We start from the raw sequence: 22,937 nt of genomic DNA, 5'->3' as shown, positions 1-22,937 counted from the left end.
GCCGTCCTCCATCCGTGTTTAACATAGCGAAACCCTGGTACCGCCATCCTGCCAGATTGCTAGGCTAAGCCACCCCTACAGGTCTACGCGGAGTGGTCTCAATGCCTTTGTCATCCTGTCAGCAGGCGCTCGGCCCGCTGTTCAATCCCCAATCGATTGCCGTTGTCGGCGCCTCGTCGAATCCGGCCAAAATAGGCGGCCTGCCGGTGGAGTATCTGCTGACCCAGCAGTATCCCGGCGCAATCTATCCGGTCAACCCGAAACAGGATCGCATCCAGGGTCTGCAGTCTTACCCGAACCTGCGCGACGTCGGCGCGCCAATCGACATGGCCATCTGTGCGGTGCCCGCAGCAGGCGTTATGTCCGCAGTGGAAGATGCGGCGGCCGCCGGGGTCCGCTCGATCGTGATGTTTTCCTCGGGCTTCGCGGAAATCGGTGCAGCCGGTGTGCGCGCACAGAACGAACTCCGCGCGCTCGTGAAGGACAGCGCGATCCGCTTGCTGGGACCGAATTGCCTCGGCTTCGTCAACAACCATCAAGGCGTGTACGCGACGTTCACCCCCGCGCTGAAAATCGCCGCGCCGCTGCGCGGCAACATCGGACTGATCAGCCAGAGCGGCGCGTTCGGGATCTTCGCGTTGATGCTCGCGCAGCGTCGCGGTCTGGGTATCAGTCATTTCGTCTCCACGGGCAATGAAGCGGATATCGAACTCGCCGACGCGCTCGCGTGGCAAGCGCTCGACCCTGCCACCTCCGTGATCCTGTGCTACCTCGAAGGCGCGCGCGACGGCGAGAAACTGTGCGCCGCGCTCGAACTGGCTCGCGCGCAGCGCAAACCCGTGGTGATGTGCAAGGTTGGCCGCACCACGCAGGGCGCCGCAGCCGCGGCATCGCACACCGCCTCGCTTGCCGGCTGCGATGAAATCTACGACGCCGTGTTGCGCCAGTACGGCGTGTACCGCGCGCAAGACATTCACGAACTGTTCGATATCGGCTATGCCTGTTCGGTCGCACCGCTGCCTGCGTCCGAGGCGCTTGGCATCGTGTCGCTTTCCGGCGGCGCCGGCGTATTGATGGTCGACGAAGCCGAGCGGGTAGGACTCTCGGTGCCGCCGCTGGCGCAAGCCGGACAGCAGGCGATTGTCGAGCGCGTGCCGTTCGCGTCCGCCGTCAATCCGGTCGATATCACCGGCCAGATACTCAACGAGCCCGCGCTGCTGGGCGACACCGTCGATACGATGCTGGAGCACGGCCAATATGGCGCGATCGTGTCGTTCCAGGCGGTCACCGGCATTTCGCCGCAACACAGACCGATGGTCACCGAGTTGTGGGCCCGCGTGCGCGCCGCTCATCCGGACCTGACTATCGCCGTGGTCTCGCTCTTCGACGAGCAGAACCGCGATTTTCTCGAATCGCACCGCTGCCTGACGTTCGAGGAACCCGCTGCCGCCGTGCGGGCGATTGCGGCGCTACACGCATTTAGCCGCCATTTCGAGCAGCAGCGGACGTCGATTGCGTTGCCTGAACCGGTCGCCATCGAGCCTGCGCGTTTCGACGAAGCCGACGCGCTGCGCCTCCTCGCCGACGCCGGCATTCCGGTGGTTTCGAGCCGCGTGGCAAGAAGCGCCGACGAAGCCTCCGACGCAGCCACCCGGCTCGGATTTCCGGTCGTGCTCAAGGTGCTGTCCGCGGACATCGCACACAAATCGGATGTCGGCGGCGTCGCACTGCGGCTGGCCGATTCAGAGGCGGTTCGGGCCGCCTTCGCGCGTATCACGGAGAACGCCGCGCGCGCCGCGCCCAACGCGCATATCGAAGGCGTGCTGGTCGCGCCGATGATCCAGGGCGGCGTGGAATGCATTCTCGGCGTGACACGCGATCCGGTGTTCGGTCCCGTCGTCATGTTCGGACTGGGCGGGGTTCTCGTCGAAGTGCTCAAGGATGTCACGTTCAGGCAGGCGCCCTTCGACGTCGCGGAAGCACACCGGATGATTCGCGAGATTCGCGCGTGGCCCGTGCTGGGCGGCGTGCGTGGTCAACCGCCGGTCGACGTCGACACAATCGCCGACACACTGGCCGCGCTCTCGCGTTTCGCCGCGGCCAACGCCGGCAGCATCGAGTCGATCGATATCAACCCGTTCATCGCGCGGCCCAGAGGCCAGTTTTCGTGCGCCGTGGATGCGCTCGTAACAATCCGCTCAACGGAGAAAACATGTTCCCCATAAGCCCCCGATGGCGCGCATGGATCGTGGTCGCGCTGATGTTCCTGTTCATGCTGATCAATTTCGCCGACAAGGCCGTGATCGGTCTCGCCGCGGTGCCGATGATGCATGACCTTGGACTGACGCCGCAGCAACTGGGCCTCGTCGGCAGCAGTTTCTTTCTGCTGTTTTCGACGGCCGGTGTGCTGTTCGGTTTCGCGGCCAACCGCATCAAGGCAAAGTGGCTGCTGGCGGTGCTCGCGCTCGCGTGGGCGCTGGTGCAGTTTCCGCTCGTCGGCACGGTCTCGTTCCCCTTGTTGATCCTCTGCCGGATTCTGCTCGGCGCGGGCGAAGGACCGGCCTACCCGCTGGCGATTCACGCGACCTACAAATGGTTCGATAACAGCAAGCGCAGCATCCCGAGCGCGATCGTGCTGCAAGGCGCCAACACCGGCATGCTGCTGGCCGGCCCGTGCCTGACCTATCTGATCATTCACTACGACTGGCATCGCGCGTTTCTCGTACTCGGCATTGCCGGATGTGTGTGGACCGTGCTGTGGCTGCTACTGGGCGCCGAAGGTACGGTCGACGAAACGGCGGACGCGGCGGATGCGATGGCCGCACAGACGGCACAGCCGCCGGGCCAGCATGTTCCCTACCGGCGGCTGATTGTCGATCCGACGCTGGTGGGTTGCATCCTGCTGACCTTCGTCGGCTATTCGGTGCTGTCGGTTGGATTCACCTGGTTTCCGGCCTATCTGCGGCTCGCGCTCGGTTATCCGGCGGCCGACGCCGGCTGGCTGTTCTCGTTGATTGTCAGCGCCGGCATTCCCGTCACGCTCGCCGCGTCGTTCCTTTCTCAGTGGCTTGGCGGCAGGGGCGTGAGTTCGCGCCTATCGCGCGGCGTCATGACAAGCGTGCCGGTCGCGTTCGCGGGCCTCGCCCTGTTCGGCACGACGCTTGCGCTCAGTCCCGCGCTCAAGGTGTTGTGTCTGAGCGCGACCAATGTGCTGAGCCAGTTGATCTTTTTCTTCGGCCCATTAATGATCGGCGAAGTCACGCCGATCAAACAGCGCGCCGCCTGGCTCGGCATCAACGCCTCCCTCGGAACGCTGGCGGGTCTCATCGCGCCGGCGTTGATGGGGCACTTCGTGAGCGATACACAGGGCATCGCCGAAGGCTTCAGGCATGGTTTCACCGTGCTGGGCTGCATTCTGGTGCCGTGCGGCGTGCTCGGCATCTGGCTACTGAATCCCGAACGCTCGGTGCGCGCTTTGCAGCACTTCCACGCTCGCGCCGGCAGCATTCGCAACGACGTGGCCGCAGGGCCGTCCGCCAGCGAGGAAGCGGCTTGACGGAATAACGTTCAATCGGAAGCGCAGCCTGTCCACCGGCGGACAGGCTGCATTCCGGCTTACCGCTGCACATCCTCGTCGACCTGCCCGTCGACGCGCTCATTGACTCGCTCGTCGATACGCTCAACCGGCGGAATCGTGTAGGCCTTCGACAGGATGGCTTCGCGCGGATGGTATAGCCGCAAGATGAGATAGAAACGGCCCGCAGGAGCCGGCAACCAGTTCGAGATCCCCTGCCGCGGTTGCGCGTGCTGGATCAGAATGTCGAGCGAACCATCCGGGCCGTAGTGCAGATCGCGCGTGCGATCGCCGATCGCATAGCGCCGGATCGGGTTATCCGCGAAACAGAAGTCGCTGCCGTAAATCGATACTGACCAGAAGGCATCCACCGGCGGCAAGCCCCCGGCAGGAAAGTGCAACACGTAGTCATGCGCGCCGTCGAGCTGCTCGCCCTTGCTGTCGAAGTCGCCCAGCGCATAGAGCGCCTCCTCGCTCGCGAGCGCGCCGAGCCCTTTCATCGCGGTACAGGAGCGCGCCAGATAGTCCGTGCCCAGTCGGCCACCCGCATAGTTGATCGACCATGGCCGCGCGCGACGGCTACGGGTATGGCCATCGACGATCTCGATACCCGCTGCCACCGCCCTTCGCAAAACCGCCACCTGCGCGTCGTTGGGCAGCCTGGCATCGAACGCCCGCTCCGCTGAAATACCCAGGCGGGAAAACTGGGCGACGAGGCCCGTATCCACCGCGGGCGGCGGGTTGTCGGCCATCGCTCTTGCCAGGTTCGCGAAGAACGCCTCGCCTGCTTCGTTCCAGGGCTGGTAGGCCGCCACCGCGCGCGGCACGCGGGCCGGCGCCGTCGCGCGCAGCGTGAAACCGGCCTGGAAGGCACGCGCTGCCTCCATGTCTTCAACGCCATCGATCAACACACGGCCCAGCACCCACACGAGATTCGTCGGACAGCGGATTTCGATCGAACCGGGCGGCAGCGAGCCGGACCAGTCGGGGCCGACAATGGCAAAGCTTGCCGCTGACGGCCCCATCACACGCGGACCGAGGTTATGGAAATTGTCGCTATACGCGTCGATGAACTCCATCACGAAGTAACGCCCGGTCGGTGCCGGCGTCGAAAACATGACGGGACCGTCGGCGAGATTCAGCCAGGCCATCGAGTAAAGCAGGTCATTGGCCGGCGTGACGACATCACGGTCCTCGTGGGTCCACGGCCGCGGACAATGCGAGAACTGGTTGATCGGCGCACGGCCGTTGTTCTGCGGTTCGTCGACGGCGGTCATGAGCGCGCACGTACGCACCATTTCGACGAGCGGATAACCGTATATGAATGCCTGAACCCCTGCGACGTAAGCCCACTCCTGCTGTGCATTGCCAATGGTCATTCGAGAAACTCCGTGAGGATCGGCTTGCATGCGAGCACGCACGGGGAGGCGGGATAGCGGGATCCCCTTGCAAGCCTGAGGAGCGCAAAGTATAGGCAGCGGCCGGCGCGCGAGTGTTTAACATAGCGAAACCCTGGTACCGTTATCCGGCCGGCGCGGTAGGCTCGATCCCACTCCTTCCTGTCCATAACCGGAGCGGTATCCATGTCTGGCTTTGCAAGCGAAAATCTCACCGCACTCGCCCGCGATGCGGTGATCTACACCCTGCCACTATTCGAAATGGCGCGCGCGCGCGCGGCGGCCTGCCCCCGCCGCGACGACAACGGCGAGTTCGCCGGCGACAGTCCGGCTTCGACATTCGGCTGGGTCAATCAGCTGGTGCGCGGCCGTCAGTTGCTGGGCCCGCGCAACCGCGAAGTCGTGACGCCCAATAACGACACGCTTTACCTCAGCACGTGGCTCGACCTCGGCGACGAACCGCTCGTGCTGGAAGTGCCCGACACGGCGGACCGCTACTACGTACTCGGTCTGCTGGACTTCTACACCAACCCGTTCGAATCCATCGGCACGCGCACAACCGGCAACGGCGCGCGGCGCTTTCTGCTCTATTACGGCGACGTGCCGCCGCTCGCCGACGACGATCTCACAGCGATCGCCTGCCCAACGCGAGAGGTCTGGATGATCGGCCGCATCCTGGTCGACGGCGTGGACGATCTGGCCGCCGCGCATGCCCTGCAGGATCGCTTCGCCGTGAAGACGCTCAGCGGCCAACCCGCACACCGGCGTTTCGATGTCGGCATGGCGCGCGGCGCGGCGGCCGGCGATCCGCGTTTTTATGCAGCGGCGGTCAACGCCGCGCTCGCCCGCAATCCTCCGCCTGCCGCCGAATCCGCACTCGTCGCCCGTTTTGCCGCGGTCGGCATCGGCACAAACATCGATGTATCGACGCTCGCGGCGCCCACGCTCGCCGCGCTCGGCAGCGCGCTCGAGCACGTGATCGCCGAGCTGGGCGTGCCCCAGCCGTCGGCGCTCGGCGGCGGATGGTTCCTGCCGGTGGAAGTCCGCGCTTCGTTCGGCGACGACTATCTGAAGCGCGCGCACGTCAGCCGCAACTACATCGGCGCACTCGGCATAGAGGAAGCGATGTACGTCACCGCCGACCGGGACAGCGAAGGACAACCGCTTGACGGGCGCCATACGTACGAACTGTCGTTTCCGCCTGGCGGCCTGCCGCACTCGCAGGCATTCTGGTCGATCACGATGTATGACAAGGCATCGCGCATGCTGGTGGATAACGCAATCGAGCGATACTCGATCGGTGATCGCTCACCGCAGCTTCGCTACGATGAAGGCGGCCTGTCGCTGACCTTGTCGGCAACACCGCCGCTTGACCCTGCCGCGCTAACCAACTGGCTCCCCGCGCCGGACGGGCTGTTCTACATCATGCTGCGCATCTACATACCGGGCGCGCTTCATCTCGACAGAAAGTTTCACTATCCGCCGATCCGCCGCGTTCCGGCCGACCGACCCTGAAAAACCGTCAGCTCGTTAGACCAGCCCGTTGACCAGACCGTCGACTAGCTAAGGCGCCGCAAAGTCCAGGCGCCTGCTGACCTCCACGCCGGCCGCCCATTCCCGCGCGGCCGCGCCGCCAAAGTAAAAAATCCAATATTCGGCGACGGATTCCCGCGACCTGCTCCGTTAAAGAGACTGGAGCACAACGTTCGCACATCACCCACATCCTGACAACACTGAAAGCTGGCATAGCCAACCAGCCGTCGTGAGGGTTCGGCCAACGTTATTGCCCCCTGTTTTCAGGCCTTCGCGTTCGATTCCCTTACTATGACAACTCAAATACTGGTCGTTGACGACGATGTCGAACTCCTTGGTTCGCTTGCCGCCTTTCTCGGACGAGAAGGAATGGCGGTCTCCGTTTTGCACGAGGTGAGATCGCTTGGCGATCAGATCGAACGGAACCCGCCGGATCTGATTGTTCTCGACCAGATCATGCAAGGCGTAAACGGTCTCGCCGCGCTGACCAAACTGCGCGCCGCCGGCAACACTGTCCCCGTGATTCTGGCCTCGGGGCCCGACGACATGGACCGGATCGTGGGACTCGAAATGGGCGCGGACGACTGTATCGGCAAACCCTTCAATCCGCGCGAACTGCTTGCGCGCATGCGGGCCGTATTGCGCCGACAAACCCAGGCTGCGCCGGGCACCGCGCGGGATGAACACGCCGTGATCGAATTCGGCCCATTCACACTGGATCTTCAACTGCGCACGCTGATCATGGAAAACAGGCGGCTCACGCTGTCGGCCGGAGAATTCGCGCTACTAAAGGTCTTCGTCAGCAACCCTATGCGCACGCTGACCCGGGAGCGCCTGCTCGAGCTGCTGCATGGCCCGGAAGACGATCATACCGACCGCGGTATCGACGTCCAGGTGTGGCGGCTGCGCAGAATCCTCGAGAGCAACCCCTCCTCTCCGCGCTTCATCCAGACCGTGCGCAGTCACGGTTATGTGTTCGTGCCGGATGGCGCGCAGCAGACCACGAGGCACTGATGCTTCGCTTGCCGCGACGATCGCAACGCTGAGCCTGGATGTGGACAAGGCCTTCAAGGCACTGCATTATCCTTGCTGGCGAGCAGCGCCGAACCAGAGAGGCGAACAATGCCCAGGCACAACCCAGCGCTTCATCGCAACGAAAAAGTCCCCATGACACCGGGCCGCCGGCGGCTTCTCATTGCCGGCGCGATACTGCTGATAGCGGCGTTAGGCTGGGGACTCTCGGTGATCCTCGAACCCGCCTTCCGCCATACGATCGTCATCACCACCGGTGCGGACAACGGCATCTATCGCGGCTTTGCGGACCGCTATGCGCCCCTCCTGAAACGCGACGGCATCAAACTCGATATCCGCAGTTCGTCGGGTTCGAGCGAAAACTATCAGCGCCTGACGGACCCGAACAGCGAATACGAAGTGGGTTTTTTCCAGTCCGGCACCACCCGCCCCAAGGACACCGATCACCTGCAGACAATCGCCGCGGTCTCCTATGAACCGATCTGGGTGTTCTACCGAGGCGAGCCCACCGTCAGCCGGCTGGCGCAACTGCGTGGCAAGCGGATTTCAATCGGCGTTCCCGGCAGCGGCCTGCTGAACGTTTCGCAGGTATTGCTCGGATACAGCGGCGTCACACGGGACAATACAACGCTGCTCGAAATGGACGCGGCCCAATCCTATCAAGCGCTCGAAAACGGCCAACTGGATGCGGCCTTCTTTATCGGCAGACCCGATGCGCCCATGCAGACAACCCTGCTGAACAGCAATCTCAAGCTGATGAGTTTTGCGCAGGCCGATGCGCTAGTGCAGAAATTCCCATCGCTATCCAAGGTGATCTTTCCGCGCGCGTCGACCAGCGTCGTCAACGATCTGCCGCAGACCGACGTCACGCTGCTCGCCGCCACCGCGTTGCTCGTTGCAAAAGACACGCTGCACCCCGCGCTGGTCTATCTGTTGCTGGACGCGGCCAAAACCGTCCACGGCGGCGAAGATTACTTCACGCGGCTTGGCGTGTTTCCCAATCTGAACACCGAGGAATTTCCTGTTTCTGAAGAGAGCGAGCGTTACTTCAAAACGGGGCGCCCTTTTCTGCAGCGCTACCTGCCATTCTGGCTAGCCAGTTTTATCGAAAGGCGCTTGCTGATCCTGCTCCCCTTCATGGCGTTAATGCTCGGGCTGTTGCAGGCGTTGCCGCGCATGGCGGAGGCCCGCATCAAGAAACGCCTGGTGGTCTGGTATCGCGAGATCAAGGCGCTTGAGGATGAAATATGGAAAAACCGCCATCCCACCGCGGACCAGATCGCGCAATGGCAGGAAGAGATCGAGCATATCGATGCGAACGCCAACCAGATCAAGATGCCACAGCGTTATATCCACGACGTCTATGCGCGATTGGCGTAGTCCGGGACCGGATTGCCCGGGTCGCGCGGCAAGCATAGCTTAAGGCGCCGGCGCGGCAGCGTCGTCGACGATCGGCTGGCGAGCCATGAACCAGTAGAACAGCGCGGCACATCCGGCAATGATGCCGCCGGAGATGAACGCGAGCGCATAAGAACCCGTGCGATCGACGATGAAGCCCGCGACGACCGGCGAGAATGCCCCCCCAAAGTAGCCGCCAAAATTCTGGATCGCGCTCACCGACGCAATCATCGACGACGGCGCGATATCCGCCGCGAGCGCCCACGCCGAGCCGACCACGGCGGCAATGAAGGCGAGACCGACGGTGAACAGTGCGATGGTCACGCTGAATACGTGGGTGAACGGCAACGCAATCGCGCACGCCGCCGCGCCCACCGAACAGCAGGCGATCAGTAGCCGCTTCGCATCGATCGCCGAGGCGAGATGGCGATCGACGATCTTCTTCGCCAGATAGCCCACCGCGATTTCGCCCACAGCGCCGCCCGCCCACGGAATACCCGCGACCACGCCGAGCTGCGCGAACGAAATGTGGAAGCGGTCGAGCAGATAGAGCGGCAAAAACACGAGGAAGATATTCCACAGCCAGATCGTGCAAAAGTAGCCGAGGATCATGCCCCACACGCTGCGGCGGCCGAACAGCGAACGCCATTTGAGCGACGAACTCGTCAGCGACCGTTCGTGACCGCCGCCGCCCGCTTCGATGTAGGCCAGTTCGTCCTTCGACAGGCGCTTGCTGTCGACCGGATTGCGATACAGCAGCAGGAACAGCAGCGCGAACGCGATCCCGACGGCGCCGGTCACATGAAATAGCGAGCGCCAGCCGAACGCGACCATCAATGCAACCAGCATGGCGGGCGCGAGCGCCGGTCCCCACTTCGACGATGAATCCCACACGCCCGTCGCGAAGCCGCGCTCCTTGGCGGGAAACCACGCCGCTGTGATTTTTGCCGAGGTCGGCCAGCACGGCGCCTCGCCCACCGCGAGCAACGCACGCATCACCAGCAAGCCGGAGATCGAACCCACCACGCCCGTCAGCCAGGTCGCGACACTCCACCAGATCATGCCGAGCGCATACGCACGCTTCGCGCCGAAACGGTCGATCACCCAGCCCGCGGGTAACTGCATGACCGCATAGGTCCACGCGAACACGCTGCCGAGCAGACCAATCTGCGTGCGCGTCAGCCCTAGTTCCTGAATCATGCCGGGTGCGGCGATCGAAAGACTGGCGCGATCCATGTAGTTGATGATCCCGCCGATCAGCAGCCAGATCAGCACGTGCCAGCGGAAATTGAGCTGAGTGGACGGCGCCGCGGCGGCCGGTACCGGAATGATGGGTTTGTTCAAATCGTGTCTCCGTCCAGATGGCTTTATGCGGCCATTCATTGTCGCCAGTGGCGTCTTTGCGCGCTGCGCGCAGCACGATGCTCACGTGCATACGCTGTGTGGCCCTTAAGCGGCAATTAAGCAGCAATTAAGCGGCCACCGAGCAACCAGTGTACGGACCGAAACCCGCCGACTCCAATGAGGAAACCGGATGGGCCGATAGCGTTTACGTTATCGGCCGCTCCATCAAGACGGGCGCAACAGCAGCTTCTGGACTCGCCAGTTCAGAAGCTCGGCCACCAACAGCACGTTCTCGGACGGACAAGCCATTTGATGAATCCAGCCAAACTGCTTCAGTTGCTTGCCGGATTGGCCCAGCACGCCAAGCAGTTTCCCTTCGAGCGTCAGTTTGTAGATGCGCCCCGGAAACGCATCGGAACTGTAGAGCACCTGATTCGGGCCCGGCGAAATGCAGATCGCCCACGGCGAGCCGGGCGCAAAGGTACCCTCGGCTATGGCGGCTTCGTCCGGCACGTTGCCGATGGCCGGTTGAGCGCCTGGCGGCACCGGCACGTCGATCGTGAACTGCCGCTGGAAATTGCCTTCGCCGTCGAACACCTGAATGCGGCGATTGCTGCGATCGGCAACATAGACGAGACCCTTCGCATCGACCGCGATACTGTGTGGCGTATGAAACTGACCCGGACCGGTGCCGCGATCGCCCCACGATTTGAGCCAGTTGCCGTCCTTGTCGACCTTCGCCACGCGGGAGTTGATGTATCCGTCGCTAATGTAGGTGTTGTCGGCGCTGTCCCACGCGACATCGGTAACCTGCCTGAAGCGTCCCGGCTCCGCCGGCAGCGGCGGATTCGGATGCTTGAGCGGACCGGTTGCCTCGTCCGCCGCTTCCTGCTTGCGGCCGAACACCATGGCTACGCGTCCCTCCGGCGTGAACTTGATTACCATGTCGGAACCTTTGTCGGTCACCCAGATATTGTCGTGCCGGTCGACCTTGACCGTGTGCGCAAACGACCACGCGTAGAGGTTGTGGCCGATCTCGCGGACGAAGCGGCCGTCCGGTGCGAACTCGAGAAGCTGGGCTGCAGCCGCGCCGTAGGCCGGCCCAATCGAGTTGCCGCGCGAGAGCACAAAAATATGTCCCTTCGAGTTGAAGCTGACGCCCGAACACTCGCCGAAATACACATCGTCTGGGAGACGCAGCAGATTCGGAACCGACTCGTAAGCGATGCCCGGGACAGATTCCGCGTAGGCGAGACTGGGGAACAAAGCGAGCGCCGCGGCACTTTCGGCGGCCAGAGCGAGGAAGCGGCGACGGCTCAACACCGCGCCCGGAGAGTCACTGCAGCAAAGACAGGAGTACGACTGTTGATCGTTCATTGGCTTGTCTTCCTTTCGCTCGCCTTGCGGGACAGCGGCGTGGTCGGTTTACGCGCCAAGGTATGCGGCATGTCCGGATAACAGGCGCACAGAGTCTTGCACGGCGAGGATACACCGGGAAGACGCACACGCAAATTCCCGCTGCCTGGAAGACGACGCAGACGACGCAGACGACGCAGACCACGCAGATCACGCGTACTATCCCGTCTGTCCGGATCGACGGTCGTACTCAACGGCCGCAACCGCCATGCGCCACGCTTCACTCGAGGTGACATCCATGCTCAGGAATCTTTCGCAAGCCAGCTTCGCAACCGTCACGATCGCCATGTTAGGCGCTTGTGCGATGCCACCCGCCGGTCCGCCGAGCGCGTCTATCGATCCGCCTCAGGCCGAGCGCGTGATGACCCTCACTGCATCGGGCGTGCAGAACTATTCGTGCGAACTCGACGCGCAGGGTCATCTGGCATGGGTGTTCCGGAGTCCACAAGCCACGCTCTACGATGCAAGCGGTCGCGCAGTGGTCCGGCATGGCGCGGGGCCGTCCTGGGAGGCGGAAGATGGTAGCCGGATCGTAGGCCGCGTGCTCGCGCAGAAGCCCAGCGAAACACCGGCGAGCATTCCCCAGCTATTGCTCGAAACACATAGCACGGCCGGTAGCGGCACATTGTCAGCAGTGCGATATGTGCAACGCGTGCATACCGTCGGCGGGTTAGCGCCGGCTGCATCGTGTTCAACGGAACATGCATCAGGAAGCTCGCCCTATCTCGCGAACTACGTGTTCTACCGCTAGGCAGGCAAAGCCGTCCGCTTACTTCACGTTGGGCTGGTTCGGCGGCGGCAGCGCCGGATCGAGTTTCGCGGACTGTCTCACCAGTTGTTCGGTCATCGCAGCCGCAACCGGGTTCGAGCCCGGACGATACGGATCGTTGCGGCTGAACTGCGGTTGAGGTTGAGATTGTGGCCGGGGCGGCGGCAATGCCGGATCGAGTTGCGCGGACTGTTTGACCAGCGCATCGGTCATCGCGGAAGCAATAGGATTCGCGCCGTCACGATGCAAGCTGTCACGGCGGGTTTCGGTGCGCGGCACGGGGACAGGGCGCGGTGCGACGTATGCATGCTGCGCGACCGGTTCACGTGGGCGCATATCCGCTTTCGGTGGTACTTGCACGATCTCTTTCGCTGGCGAACCGGATTGCGTTGCCACGGTTCCGCTCACAACCTGATTGGGGTCAGTCGCTGCGGGCCTGGGCAGTGGCGCTGCGCCGACCACAGTTCCCGCTGTCGCATGAGCGTCATCCAGTTGGGGAGCAGCCTGGAAGGAAGTCGCGGCCAATTCCGCTGAATTGTCCCTCGGGACCTCGGTATCGGCCGCTGCGCGATCTCTTTCCTGCAACAGCAGAAAAGCGCCGAACGCCACTTCGATGAGCAGCACGCCGACTATCAAAGATTTGCTTACATTCCTCATATTAACCAACGATTCGTTCAATCGACGCGACAGGATTGATGACGGCCGCCCGCTCGGAGAACGCGCCGGACGGCAGTTCGCGGCGCAGGCCCGCGATGGGTTGATGTGGGGATGATTTGCGCGGCCCGCACACGTTGACGTGTCCAGCGGGAACGGTCCGGTGGCTCACGCCACCAAACGGCACGGGACATGCTGCCTATGCTAATGCGAAAAAACAATCCGTGCCGAGCGCAACAAGCCCGCGCGCGGAACTCCGCAATGTGTGAGCATTCTGCGTGCCCGGTGCCAGCAGGGATTACAGCGTGATGCAGCGGAAGATCCAGTCGGAAACGGGTAATTTTCTCGTCCGGATCGGTCAGATTTTTGTCGGCAACGAACTAGAGGCTCGTTACGTTAACGGAGGTGTGTAGCCTTTCCTCCCGTTCCGGAAACAAGGCGCGCCGCCATGAAGTCGATCAGCGCGCGGATGCGGCGCGCAACCGGGCGGCCCGCGCTCCACACCAGATGAACCGGAACCGGCTCGGGCTCGAACGCGTCCAGCACCGTCACCACCTGCGCCGCGTCGAGCAGTTTCTGCACCTGAAAGATCGGCGCCCGGCCGATACCCGCGCCTGCCGCAGCCGCGGCATTGCACGCGAGCGCGCTGGCGGAGCGAAACCGCCCCGTGACCTCGACAGCGCCGCCGGCCCGATTGAACGTCCATGTCTCACGCTCGGCATGCTGGCGCAGGATGCAGTCGTGCGAGGCAAGATCGGACGGATGGACCGGATAGCCGCGCGCGGCGAAATAGCTCGGTGTGCCAAATACCACGCGCCGCAGCGTGCCCACCTGTTTCGCGCGTAAGTTCGAATCCGGCAGACGTCCGAGGCGGACCGCGAGATCGATGTCGGCTTTCGCGAGGTCGAGATGCTGTTCGGCGAGCACGAGTTCGGCCCGGACAGACTCGTGAATCGCCAGAAACGTCGCAAGAATCGGCGAGACAAACTCGGCGCCGAATGCCGTTGGCGCGCCAACGCGAATACTGCCGCGCAACTGTGTGGCCTGGTCGACGAGTTCGTCGCGCGCTGCGCTGATTTCTCCCAGTGCGGGCCGAATTCGCGCGGCGAATTTCAGGCACGCCGCGGTGGGCTCGACCAGGCGCGTCGTACGGTGAAACAAGGTCGTGTTCAACTCACGCTCGAGCGCTGCAATAGCACGGCTCACCGATTGCAACGTTCGACCCAGCGAGCGCGCCGCAGCCGTCAGGCTTCCTTCGTCGAGGATAGCCAGCAGCACTTCATATTCGTCTTTGTTCATGCCCGTCATTCTCTCGTTTTCCGGAAGAATCTCTGACGGCTCGCACAGCTAGCCGGGAGCCGCTCACCGCCGTACATTCTAGCCATGTCGATACCCGGCCGATTCGCAAGGAGGCGATCAATGACTCAACGTAACGAGAATGGCATGCCGATGAAATACAGCGACCGGTTCACCCTCGCCGATGCACGCCAGGTAGCGCGCGCAGCCGAAGAGGAAGCTCTGCGTCACGATTGGCCCATGGTGATCGCGGTGGTGGATAGCGGCGGACACCTGGTGCTTCAGCAGCGGCTCGATGGCGCGCAACTCGGCAGTTACGAGGTGGCAAGACAGAAAGCCGAAACGGCCGTGCGATTCCGGCGCCCGACGCGCGTTTTCGAGGACGCCCTCGCGCAGGGCGGGCTCCAGCTGCGTCTGCTCGGCATGACCAACCTCGTGCCGCTGGATGGAGGAATCCCGCTGATTCGCGATGGCGCCATAGTCGGCGCGATAGGTGTGTCGGGCATGCGCTCCGACCAGGACGCACAGGTCGCCCAGGCCGGCGCCGATGCGCTGCCGGCAACAGCAGCGCAATCAGAACCAGAATCGGAACCGGAATCGCCAGGCGGCCGTTAAGGTTTGCCTTTGAGGGTGAACGGCGCCAGCAGAGACCGTACGTCGACCTGCTGCCCCTGGAGCAGAAGCAGCCTCGCATGCAGCACCAGGTTCTCGAGGACCAGCTTCGCGGTGCTCAACAGGTACAGCGCATGAATGTCGGAGATCGACATGTTGCCTGCTTCGACCAGGTGATGACGCTCGACCAGTGAACTCATGACAAGCCGCCTGAGTTCCTGCTCGCCGAAAGGGAGGTCCGCGAAGTCGATCGGGTCGTCGGCTTCCACTTCCCGCAGCAGTTCCACCAGCGTTTCCGTGCTTACGTCCATGTGCAGGCTCCACGTTGTCGTTAAGACCAGCATAGCCAAACAGAGTCACCAGCACTCACAGCCTACCGTGTCTGCCTGCAAGAGTCCACCGTGACCTGGCCTGGACGCGGCAGTAGAATGCTGCGGACATGGAGGGTCATCCTATGGCAAGCATAACGAGCATCGGCATTGAACAACTGCGCCCGCTGCAGGCAACGGTCGGCATGCTGGAAGTCGATGCAAAACGAAAGCGCCTTCTGGCCATGGATGCAAAGTCTTTGAAAGCCTTCCTGAAGAGCGCGCCGATTCCAACCGTCATCGGCAAGCGCGAGAGGCACTATGTCATCGACCATCACCATCTCGCGCGTGCGCTGTGGGACGGCGGCATCACGAAGGCATTCGTCGAGGTGGCAGCGGACCTGTCGCAACTGCCGGACGAGAAGTTCTGGGACACCGTGATTGCAAAACGCTGGGTGCATCCCGTCGATGAACGCGGCATCCTGCGCGCCATTTCCGCGATTCCGGACGAGGTCTCCGCGCTTATCGACGACCCGTACCGCAGCCTCGCCGCGTTCGTGCGCGACGCGGGAGGCTATCTGAAAACGCCCGAACCGTTCGCCGAGTTCCAGTGGGCGGATTTTTATCGCACACGCATTCCGATGTGGACCAGCGAGTCGCAGTTCAATGCAGCGGTCGAGCAGTCTGTCCACCTGGCGTGGAGTCCCGACGCCCGAACGCTGCCGGGTTTCAAATCGCGGCGCGTGAAATAGCGCCGGGGTTACCCACGCCGTTTCTTCTTCAACTCGATCGTTTCGAACAACTCATAGTTTTGCGTGGGTGTCTGGTCGGCGCCCGGCGCGTGGTAGTAGTTCATCGTAATCGTCGTCTCGCCACCCGGCTGCCCCGGGTCGTGATCGAACACCGCGATGCCGTAGCCCGTGCCGGTGTCGCGTTGCGCCGACCAGATGGCATCTTCAACGGCGTCCGCGCCGGCACGTACAAACGTTCCCGCGGCCGTGTCCGCAACCGGACGATTAGGCCGCGTGAAAATGCGCGCCTGCGGCAAGCCGGTACCGGCGTCCACCCCGTAGACGTCGAGCGGCGCACTCGTGCCGCCGCCGCCGAGAATCAGGTGAATCGTGCCGTGGCTCGTATCGAACGTCGACGCCCCCGGCGACACCGCCGACATCACCGGCCGCGGCTGCAAGGTATCGACTACGCGCCCGGTGGCGATATCGGTGCCCTTGTTGTGATTGCAGCCGCGCACGGGATAGCTGCGCTCGTAATCGTGGTCATGGCCGCACAGCACCAGGTCGACGCCGTAGCGGTCGAACAGCGGCAACCACGCCTCGCGAATACCCTTGTCGGAACCATTGCCGGTCTTCGATGAACTCAGCGCGTCCTGATGCATCTGCACGACGATCCAGTCGACTTCGTGGTCTTCCGCCGCCCGGCGCAATGTCCTCTCGAGCCAGCGGGTTTGCTCGCCTTCGCTATAGCCACGCACATAGAGCGAGGTGCCCGGCTGAATCGGCGGATTGCCGGTGCTCGCCACCGGCACCAGCGGGCTCGGGCCGGCAACGAACGCGGCCGCATCCTGATAGACCACGTCGTCCGCATCGAGCGAAATGAAGAGCACCGAGCTCACACGAAAGCTGTACCAGCGCCCCTGAAAACGCGTGTGATTTTCCGGCAGCGTATAGCGCGACAGATACGAGGCGAGGCCTTGCTCGCCGTTGTTGAATTCGAGTTCGTGATTGCCCGGACAAGGCATCCACGGCCGGTTCGACGCCGAAGTCTGGCAGTTGTTGCCGAAATCGCGCCATACGTCCGGCTGATGCGTCGGGTTCAGATTGGCGTAGCAAAGATCGCCGTTGAGCAGGTGGAACAGCGGCTCGAATCGCTCGACGGCCTGAACCGCGAAACGGCTCTGCGGCGACGACAGGACCCAGCCGGTATTGGGCGTCGCGAGGTCGCCGTAGCTGGTCCAGCGGAACGGCGCACGGCCGCGCGGCGCGGTGTGAAAGCTTGCCGCAAAGGGTTGAGCCGCGTTGCTGTCGTTGTCGGCGCTCACCTCATACTGATAGGTCGTGTCGGGCCTCAGGTCGCGCAGACGCGCGTGATAGGTGAACACGACCTCGCCGTTGATGCCATCGGTATAGGTGCTCTGGACACCGTGCACCGTCTGCGCCTTCTCGCCCGCGCCGTTCAGGCGCACCCGCGGGTTGACCGCCGGCGCCGGCGACGACCATGACACGGTCACCTCGCTCGTCGGGTCGTTGCCCCAGGTCAGGTGAATCTGCTCCGGCGTGCCGTCGGGCGCACCGTTGGCGCCGCGCGCCGTCAACGCGAGCGTGCCCGCGGCCGTCGCGAAACTGGATGCGCCCGCCAACTTCAGAAACCCACGGCGCGAGACGATGCTGGCGCCCTGATCGGTCGGCAAGTCCTTGACGATTTTCTTGTTTGTCATGTCGGGTGTTGTTTTAGAGGGGTGGAATGTCGCCCATGCGGAAGCGGATGGCGGCCAGTTGGCGCGCGGTGCGATGCAGGCCACGCGTGCCGGGCCGCACCAGGGCACGACGGAAGTGACAGCGCATCCTAGTCGCGAAGCTATGACAGCCAGATGAAACGGGCATCCAGAACAAGGTGGCAAAAGCCTTCCACGCGCGCAGAAAACCGGCACGGCGCCTCATATTCAGGCATCGCGAGCGGCCTGCCGGACACGCCGAAATACCATGCCCGGCAGTCCGATTCATTAAGGGTCTGCATCACCCGCCCCTGCGGCGTGTAAACTGCTGACTTTTTTGACTCTGGTGGTATGGTGCAAGTCCCCCAGCGCACAGCTTTCAGCGGCCCGGCGCTCATACGCTTACTTGCCAGCCTGACGGACGTCGACGTTCCCGAATCCAGCCAGTCGCTGTCGGACCGGCTGAGCCAGTGGCTCGGCTGGACCGACGCGATCGCGTTGTCCTCGGCGCTAAACAACACCCCGCCGGCCGTCGGCGGCGGCGCGCGCGCCTTCGGCGACGCTGAGGAGAGCGAGTACGCCCGCGCACGCGCATCGTTGGCGGACGTCATCGTCGGCGATAGTGTGTTTGCCGCCGCGCGGCGTCGCGGTTCCGCGGCGCACGCGCCGGCACAAGGCGGCTCCGACGATGCGCCGGTCGACTACGCGGTGTTCCGGCAACGCTACCTCTCCATGCAGCAGACGATGGAAACGGGGGTCGGCAACCTGCGCGGCCGCCTGCGGGCCATGCTGGCCGCCAAAACGCCGGCCATGGCCCGGCTTGCGGTGGTAGATGCCGTGATGGAGCGCGCGCTCAGCGAGCGCGAGCGGAGCCTGCTGGCCGCCGTGCCGGGCTTGCTCGCCGGGCACTTCCAGCGTTTGCGCGAGGCGGAGCAGCACATGCTGGCCGACGCAGAAGCTCCGGCGGACGACGCAGCGGCCCCAGTGGCCACTGCGGCCGCCCCCGCCGTCACGCCCGGCACCTGGCTGGACACGTTCCGCAAGGATATGCAGAGCGTGTTGCTGGCCGAACTGGATGTTCGTTTACAACCGGTCGAAGGGCTGCTCGCAGCCCTTCGCACCCGCTAACTGGGACACTATGTCCAGATATCTCAATCTCGTTGTTTTTCTGGTAGGTCTGGCCGCGGTGTGCTGGATCGGTGGCGGCTACGTCGGCTCGAACGCCCTCGCCCTGGCTGTCACGATGTTGATCGGCGTTTGCTATCTGGCGGGCGCGCTCGAACTGCGGCGCTACGGCCAGGCCACAGCCACGCTGACGCAGGCGGTCGCGGGCCTGTCCGCGCCGCCGCCAAGCCTCGGCAGCTGGCTCGAACCGCTGCATCCCAGCCTGCGCAATGCGGTGCGCCTGCGCGTCGAGGGTGAGCGCGTGGCCATGCCGGGCCCGGCGCTGACGCCTTATCTGGTTGGCCTGCTCGTGCTGCTGGGCATGCTCGGCACACTGCTCGGCATGGTCGCGACCCTGCGCGGCACCGGCATCGCGCTGGAAAGCGCGACGGACCTGCAAGCGATCCGCGATTCGCTCGCCGCGCCGGTCAAGGGCCTGGGCTTCGCGTTCGGCACCTCGATTGCAGGCGTGGCCACCTCCGCGATGCTGGGGCTGCTTTCGGCGCTGAGCCGGCGCGAGCGGATTCAGGCCGCGCAAATGCTCGACGTGAAGATCGCAACGACTTTGCGCATCTACTCGCAGAGCCATCAGCGCGAAGCAAGCTTCAGGCTGTTGCAGCAACAGGCCGAGGTGATGCCGACCCTCGTCGACCGTCTGCAAGCGATGATGGCCGCTATCGAGCAACAGAGCCTCACATTGAACGAGCGGCAGATCGCCAGCCAGGCCACCTTCCACGAAAAGGCCGAGGCCGCCTATACGCGCCTTGCCGCCTCTGTCGAGCAGTCGTTGAAGGCAAGCGTCGCCGAAAGCACCCGCGCCGCCAGCGCGGCGTTGCAGCCGGTCATGACGGCCACGATGGCCGGTCTCGCGCGCGAAAGCGCCGCGCTGCACGACACCGTTACGCACGCCGTGCAACGGCAACTGGACGGACTCTCGGCCGGGTTCGAGGCCACCGCGAGCAACGTCACGGACATCTGGAACAAAGCCCTGGAGAAGCAGCAGGAATCGGGCGAGGCGCTCACCGAGCATCTGGGCGCGTCTCTCAATCGATTCACCGAGACCTTCGAGCAGCGCTCGGCCGGCCTGCTGGATGGCATCGCCGCGCGGCTCGACGCAACGGCCGGCAGCGTGACGGCGGCATGGAACGAAGCGCTGTCGCGGCAGGACCAGGTCAGCGAGAAGCTGGCGGACCGCAATCAGCAGGCGCTGGCGGCGGCCGCAGCGACCTTCGAGCAGCATTCGGCATCGCTGTTGCGCGCGGTGGGGCAATCGCATACCGATTTGCAGACGGAATTGGCCTCGCGAGACCAGCAGCGTCTGGCGAACTGGACCGAGACGCTTGGGTCGATGGCGAAGTCTTTGAGCGAGGAATGGGAGCAGGCCGGTACGCGCAGCGCGAGCCGGCAGCAGGAAATCTGCGACGTGCTCGCACAGACCGCACGCGACATCTCGGCCCAGACTCAGGCACACGCAAGCAGCACCATCGCCGAAATCGACCGGCTCGTGCAAGCCGCGGCGCAAGCTCCAAAGGCAGCGGCGGATTTGCAGGCCGAACTCGCCGCGCGCGATCAACAGCGACTGGCAGCGTGGACCGAGACGCTCGGTTCCATGGCCGCGACATTGAGCCAGGAATGGGAGCAAGTCGGCGCGCGCACTGCGAGCCGCCAGCAGGAGATCTGCGACACGCTCGCACAAACCGCGCGCGACATCTCGGCCCAGACCCAGGCACACGCCAGCAGCACGATCGCCGAGATCGACCAGCTCGTACAAGCGGCGGCGCAAGCTCCCAAGGCCGCAGCGGATTTGCAGGCGGAACTCGCCGCGCGCGATCAACAGCGGCTGGCAGCCTGGACCGAGACGCTCGGTTCCATGGCCACTACCTTGAGTCAGGAATGGGAGCAGGTCGGCGCGCGCACAGCGAGCCGGCAACAGGAAATCTGCGATACGCTCGCACAAACCGCGCGCGACATCTCGGCCCAGACCCAGGCGCACGCCAGCAGCACGATCGCCGAGATCGGCCAACTCGTGCAGGCCGCATCGGAAGCGCCCAAGGCCGCGGCGGAAGTCGTCGCCGAATTGCGTCAGAAGCTCTCCGACAGCATGGTGCGCGACACCGCGATGCTGGAAGAGCGCAGCCGCATGCTGGCCACGCTGGAAACCCTGCTCGATGCCGTGAACCACGCATCCACCGAACAGCGTTCGGCCGTCGACGCGCTGATCACCACGTCGGCGGATCTGCTGGATCGCGTCGGCACGCGTTTCACCGACAAGGTCGAACTCGAAACCGGCAAGCTGGGCGCGATTGCCGCGCAGGTGACCGGCAGCGCCGTCGAAGTGGCGAGCCTCGGCGAAGCATTCGGCGCGGCCGTGCAGTTGTTCGGCGAATCGAACAGCACGCTGATCGAGCATCTGCAACGTATTGAAGCGGCGCTCGACAAGTCCCTCGCGCGCAGTGACGAGCAGTTGGCGTATTACGTGGCGCAGGCGAGAGAAGTGATCGACCTGAGCATGATGTCGCAAAAGCAGATCGTCGAAGACCTGCAGCATCTCGCGGGCAAGCGCGCGCCGGTTGGAGCTGAAACGGCATGAGCGAGGAAATCGACGGCGGCGTGGAAACGGCGGCGCCCATCTGGCCTGTCTTCGGCGACCTGATGTCGGTGCTGCTGGGCGCTTTCGTGCTGATTCTGGTGAGCGTGATCGGCGTGCAACTGGAACTCTCGACCCGGCTGGAGCAGGAGGTCAAGCAGCGGCAGATGGAAACGCAGCGCCGCAAGACCCTGGAACAGGCACTGGCAGGACCGCTGGCTGCGGGCCGGGTAACGCTGGTCAACGGCCGCATCGGCATCAACGGCAACGTGCTGTTCGCGCTCAACTCCGATCAGTTGCAGCCCGAAGGCCGCGACGTGCTGAAGAGTCTGGCGGGGCCCTTGTCCGCCTACCTGCGGGCCAATGACCAGATCCTGATGGTGAGCGGCTTTACCGACGACCGGCAGGTGCGCGAGGCCAACCGCCGCTTTGCCGACAACTGGGAACTGTCGGCCCAGCGCGCGTTGACGGTGACCCGCGCGCTGATCGACGAGGGCGTGCCCTCCTCGGCCGTATTTGCAGCCGCGTTCGGCTCCCAGCAGCCCGTCAGCTCGAATGCCGACGACCAGGGCCGCGCCAAAAACCGGCGCGTGGAAATCGCACCGGTCCCGCGGCCCTCGAGCGCAACGGTGAAGCCTCGTGAGTAATGTGACTCGTGCGGACGTTGGCGCTAGCGATGTGACTGGCAGCGCCCGGGCCACGCTCGATGCATGGCGTGAGTGCGGCGCCGCTCGGCTGAACCCGATCCGCTTTCACTTCATCGATGCGCTGGAACGACGGGCCGCCGCCCACTGCGGCGAGACGCGGCGTCTGCTGGACCAGCGGCTGTCCGGATTGATCGGGGCCTATGCCGGGGATCTCGAACGCACGGCATCTAACGCGGCCGAGACTGCTGCCCACCCGGGCGGCGCGGCATCCTCCGCTGAACCCGCGCTCGACACGCTGGCCGGCCTGGTCGGCTACATGTCGAACCCTACGCCGGCGGACGGCAACGGCCCGGCGGCGGCCAACGCCGTGCCCCAGCGTTCCACTTATCCGGAACTGGAGGTGCTCGACTACTTCAGGCAGACGTGGTCGAAGCTCCGCTCCGAGAAACAGTTGCGGCAGTCGCTCAAGAAAGCGCCGGATAACGCCGGGCCGCTCAATTCGAGCAGCCTCGTGCATCGGTCGCTCTCGTTGATGCGCGAACTGTCACCGGGCTATCTCCAGCAGTTCCTGTCGTACGTTGACGCCCTCTCGTGGATGGAGCAGATGAACGGCGGCAGCGCGTTGCCGGTGAAAGACGCGCCGCGCGCCGCGACCGCAAAGAAGAGTGCGCGGAGCAAATCCCGTTAGCGCGAGATCAGAGGCCGCCTCGCCGATCGGCTCTGTGTGCGTTGACGACGAACCGGCGGCGCCAGCAGC

The 22,937-nt window shown here is 64.1% G+C and carries 18 protein-coding genes and 1 pseudogene; 12 read left to right on the top strand and 7 right to left on the bottom strand.

The genetic code is table 11. From position 1 onward, the window contains the following. Positions 1-101 precede the first annotated feature (101 nt). Together AC57B6_RS36940 and AC57B6_RS36935 are read left to right on the top strand one after the other, a co-directional pair. The gene (locus AC57B6_RS36940) at positions 102-2,225 is read left to right on the top strand and encodes an acetate--CoA ligase family protein (RefSeq protein ID WP_496423187.1); all 2,124 of its coding nucleotides are present in this window, start codon (positions 102-104) and stop codon (positions 2,223-2,225) included. After that, positions 2,213-3,556: an MFS transporter gene (locus AC57B6_RS36935; protein WP_496423186.1), complete on the top strand. Its 1,344-nt coding sequence runs from the start codon at positions 2,213-2,215 to the stop codon at positions 3,554-3,556. Before AC57B6_RS36940 ends, AC57B6_RS36935 begins: the two co-directional genes overlap by 13 nt. Before the next feature lie 59 nt (positions 3,557-3,615). On the opposite strand, the gene AC57B6_RS36930 is transcribed toward AC57B6_RS36935, so the two are convergent. Continuing rightward, on the bottom strand, positions 3,616-4,953 hold the full coding sequence (locus tag AC57B6_RS36930; protein WP_406869232.1) for a DUF1254 domain-containing protein: 1,338 nt from the start codon (positions 4,951-4,953) through the stop codon (positions 3,616-3,618). Between the two features lie 204 nt (positions 4,954-5,157). Between AC57B6_RS36930 and AC57B6_RS36925 the strand changes: the two genes are divergently transcribed. From AC57B6_RS36925 to AC57B6_RS36915, 3 genes and pseudogenes are all read left to right on the top strand, one after another. Beyond that, positions 5,158-6,486 carry a DUF1254 domain-containing protein gene (locus tag AC57B6_RS36925; RefSeq protein ID WP_496423185.1) on the top strand — a complete coding sequence of 443 codons (1,329 nt, stop codon included), beginning with the start codon at positions 5,158-5,160 and terminating at the stop codon, positions 6,484-6,486. Between the two features lie 309 nt (positions 6,487-6,795). Next, entirely contained in the window at positions 6,796-7,518 is a 723-nt protein-coding gene (locus tag AC57B6_RS36920) for a response regulator (protein ID WP_496423184.1), read from the top strand. 153 nt (positions 7,519-7,671) lie between these two features. Beyond that, a pseudogene (locus AC57B6_RS36915) lies at positions 7,672-8,954 on the top strand (TAXI family TRAP transporter solute-binding subunit). A 1-nt stretch (position 8,955) separates the two neighbouring features. On the opposite strand, the gene AC57B6_RS36910 reads toward AC57B6_RS36915, so the two are convergent. Next, positions 8,956-10,278 (bottom strand): MFS transporter, encoded by a 1,323-nt coding sequence (locus AC57B6_RS36910; protein WP_144192195.1) that lies wholly within the window; start codon positions 10,276-10,278, stop codon positions 8,956-8,958. A 225-nt stretch (positions 10,279-10,503) separates the two neighbouring features. Further along, positions 10,504-11,655 carry a peptidyl-alpha-hydroxyglycine alpha-amidating lyase family protein gene (locus AC57B6_RS36905; protein WP_406869227.1) on the bottom strand — a complete coding sequence of 384 codons (1,152 nt, stop codon included), beginning with the start codon at positions 11,653-11,655 and terminating at the stop codon, positions 10,504-10,506. A gap of 277 nt (positions 11,656-11,932) precedes the next feature. Between AC57B6_RS36905 and AC57B6_RS36900 the strand changes: the two genes are divergently transcribed. Next, on the top strand, positions 11,933-12,445 hold the full coding sequence (locus AC57B6_RS36900) for a DUF3455 domain-containing protein (RefSeq protein WP_496423183.1): 513 nt from the start codon (positions 11,933-11,935) through the stop codon (positions 12,443-12,445). A gap of 18 nt (positions 12,446-12,463) precedes the next feature. On the opposite strand, the gene AC57B6_RS36895 is transcribed toward AC57B6_RS36900, so the two are convergent. Together AC57B6_RS36895 and AC57B6_RS36890 are read right to left on the bottom strand one after the other, a co-directional pair. Further along, positions 12,464-12,799 (bottom strand): hypothetical protein, encoded by a 336-nt coding sequence (locus AC57B6_RS36895; protein ID WP_496423182.1) that lies wholly within the window; start codon positions 12,797-12,799, stop codon positions 12,464-12,466. A gap of 714 nt (positions 12,800-13,513) precedes the next feature. Continuing rightward, entirely contained in the window at positions 13,514-14,416 is a 903-nt protein-coding gene (locus tag AC57B6_RS36890) for a LysR family transcriptional regulator (RefSeq protein ID WP_496423181.1), read from the bottom strand. A 120-nt stretch (positions 14,417-14,536) separates the two neighbouring features. Between AC57B6_RS36890 and AC57B6_RS36885 the strand changes: the two genes are divergently transcribed. Further along, positions 14,537-15,028: a GlcG/HbpS family heme-binding protein gene (locus AC57B6_RS36885; protein WP_496423180.1), complete on the top strand. Its 492-nt coding sequence runs from the start codon at positions 14,537-14,539 to the stop codon at positions 15,026-15,028. Here AC57B6_RS36885 and AC57B6_RS36880 read toward each other — a convergent pair. Further along, positions 15,025-15,336 (bottom strand): hypothetical protein, encoded by a 312-nt coding sequence (locus tag AC57B6_RS36880; protein WP_028195325.1) that lies wholly within the window; start codon positions 15,334-15,336, stop codon positions 15,025-15,027. The genes AC57B6_RS36885 and AC57B6_RS36880 overlap by 4 nt on opposite strands. A 143-nt stretch (positions 15,337-15,479) precedes the next feature. Here AC57B6_RS36880 and AC57B6_RS36875 point away from each other — a divergent pair, with 143 nt between their 5' ends. After that, complete coding sequence (locus AC57B6_RS36875; protein WP_028195326.1) at positions 15,480-16,085, top strand: ParB-like protein; 606 nt, start codon at positions 15,480-15,482, stop codon at positions 16,083-16,085. 8 nt (positions 16,086-16,093) lie between these two features. Here the strand turns inward: AC57B6_RS36875 and AC57B6_RS36870 are convergent, their stop codons facing one another. Next, positions 16,094-17,785: a purple acid phosphatase family protein gene (locus AC57B6_RS36870; protein ID WP_496423179.1), complete on the bottom strand. Its 1,692-nt coding sequence runs from the start codon at positions 17,783-17,785 to the stop codon at positions 16,094-16,096. A 348-nt stretch (positions 17,786-18,133) separates the two neighbouring features. On the opposite strand from AC57B6_RS36870, the gene AC57B6_RS36865 reads away from it, so the two are divergent. The 4 genes from AC57B6_RS36865 to AC57B6_RS36850 are packed head-to-tail and all read left to right on the top strand — an operon-like array spanning position 18,134 to position 22,868. After that, entirely contained in the window at positions 18,134-18,910 is a 777-nt protein-coding gene (locus tag AC57B6_RS36865) for a DUF3348 domain-containing protein (RefSeq protein ID WP_496423178.1), read from the top strand. Between the two features lie 10 nt (positions 18,911-18,920). Next, a complete protein-coding gene (locus tag AC57B6_RS36860) occupies positions 18,921-21,536 on the top strand; it encodes a DUF802 domain-containing protein (protein WP_496423177.1) in 2,616 nt (871 codons plus the stop codon). Continuing rightward, entirely contained in the window at positions 21,533-22,180 is a 648-nt protein-coding gene (locus AC57B6_RS36855; protein ID WP_028195330.1) for an OmpA family protein, read from the top strand. The genes AC57B6_RS36860 and AC57B6_RS36855 overlap by 4 nt, the downstream gene beginning before the upstream one ends. After that, positions 22,173-22,868 (top strand): DUF2894 domain-containing protein, encoded by a 696-nt coding sequence (locus tag AC57B6_RS36850; RefSeq protein ID WP_496423176.1) that lies wholly within the window; start codon positions 22,173-22,175, stop codon positions 22,866-22,868. Before AC57B6_RS36855 ends, AC57B6_RS36850 begins: the two co-directional genes overlap by 8 nt. Positions 22,869-22,937 lie beyond the last annotated feature (69 nt).

The organism is Paraburkholderia sp. BGA-UO-ETr-F12 (assembly GCF_059567945.1).
This window is presented reverse-complemented; position numbering and strand designations above follow the sequence as displayed.

Coding starts and splice junctions, on each gene's coding strand:
- AC57B6_RS36940 (WP_496423187.1), top strand. CDS start 102: ATGCCTTTGTCATCCTGTCAGCAGGCGCTCGGCCCGCTGTTCAATCCC.
- AC57B6_RS36935 (WP_496423186.1), top strand. CDS start 2,213: ATGTTCCCCATAAGCCCCCGATGGCGCGCATGGATCGTGGTCGCGCTG.
- AC57B6_RS36930 (WP_406869232.1), bottom strand. CDS start 4,953: ATGACCATTGGCAATGCACAGCAGGAGTGGGCTTACGTCGCAGGGGTT.
- AC57B6_RS36925 (WP_496423185.1), top strand. CDS start 5,158: ATGTCTGGCTTTGCAAGCGAAAATCTCACCGCACTCGCCCGCGATGCG.
- AC57B6_RS36920 (WP_496423184.1), top strand. CDS start 6,796: ATGACAACTCAAATACTGGTCGTTGACGACGATGTCGAACTCCTTGGT.
- AC57B6_RS36905 (WP_406869227.1), bottom strand. CDS start 11,655: ATGAACGATCAACAGTCGTACTCCTGTCTTTGCTGCAGTGACTCTCCG.
- AC57B6_RS36900 (WP_496423183.1), top strand. CDS start 11,933: ATGCTCAGGAATCTTTCGCAAGCCAGCTTCGCAACCGTCACGATCGCC.
- AC57B6_RS36895 (WP_496423182.1), bottom strand. CDS start 12,799: ATGCGCCCACGTGAACCGGTCGCGCAGCATGCATACGTCGCACCGCGC.
- AC57B6_RS36890 (WP_496423181.1), bottom strand. CDS start 14,416: ATGAACAAAGACGAATATGAAGTGCTGCTGGCTATCCTCGACGAAGGA.
- AC57B6_RS36885 (WP_496423180.1), top strand. CDS start 14,537: ATGACTCAACGTAACGAGAATGGCATGCCGATGAAATACAGCGACCGG.
- AC57B6_RS36880 (WP_028195325.1), bottom strand. CDS start 15,336: ATGGACGTAAGCACGGAAACGCTGGTGGAACTGCTGCGGGAAGTGGAA.
- AC57B6_RS36875 (WP_028195326.1), top strand. CDS start 15,480: ATGGCAAGCATAACGAGCATCGGCATTGAACAACTGCGCCCGCTGCAG.
- AC57B6_RS36870 (WP_496423179.1), bottom strand. CDS start 17,785: ATGACAAACAAGAAAATCGTCAAGGACTTGCCGACCGATCAGGGCGCC.
- AC57B6_RS36865 (WP_496423178.1), top strand. CDS start 18,134: ATGGTGCAAGTCCCCCAGCGCACAGCTTTCAGCGGCCCGGCGCTCATA.
- AC57B6_RS36860 (WP_496423177.1), top strand. CDS start 18,921: ATGTCCAGATATCTCAATCTCGTTGTTTTTCTGGTAGGTCTGGCCGCG.
- AC57B6_RS36855 (WP_028195330.1), top strand. CDS start 21,533: ATGAGCGAGGAAATCGACGGCGGCGTGGAAACGGCGGCGCCCATCTGG.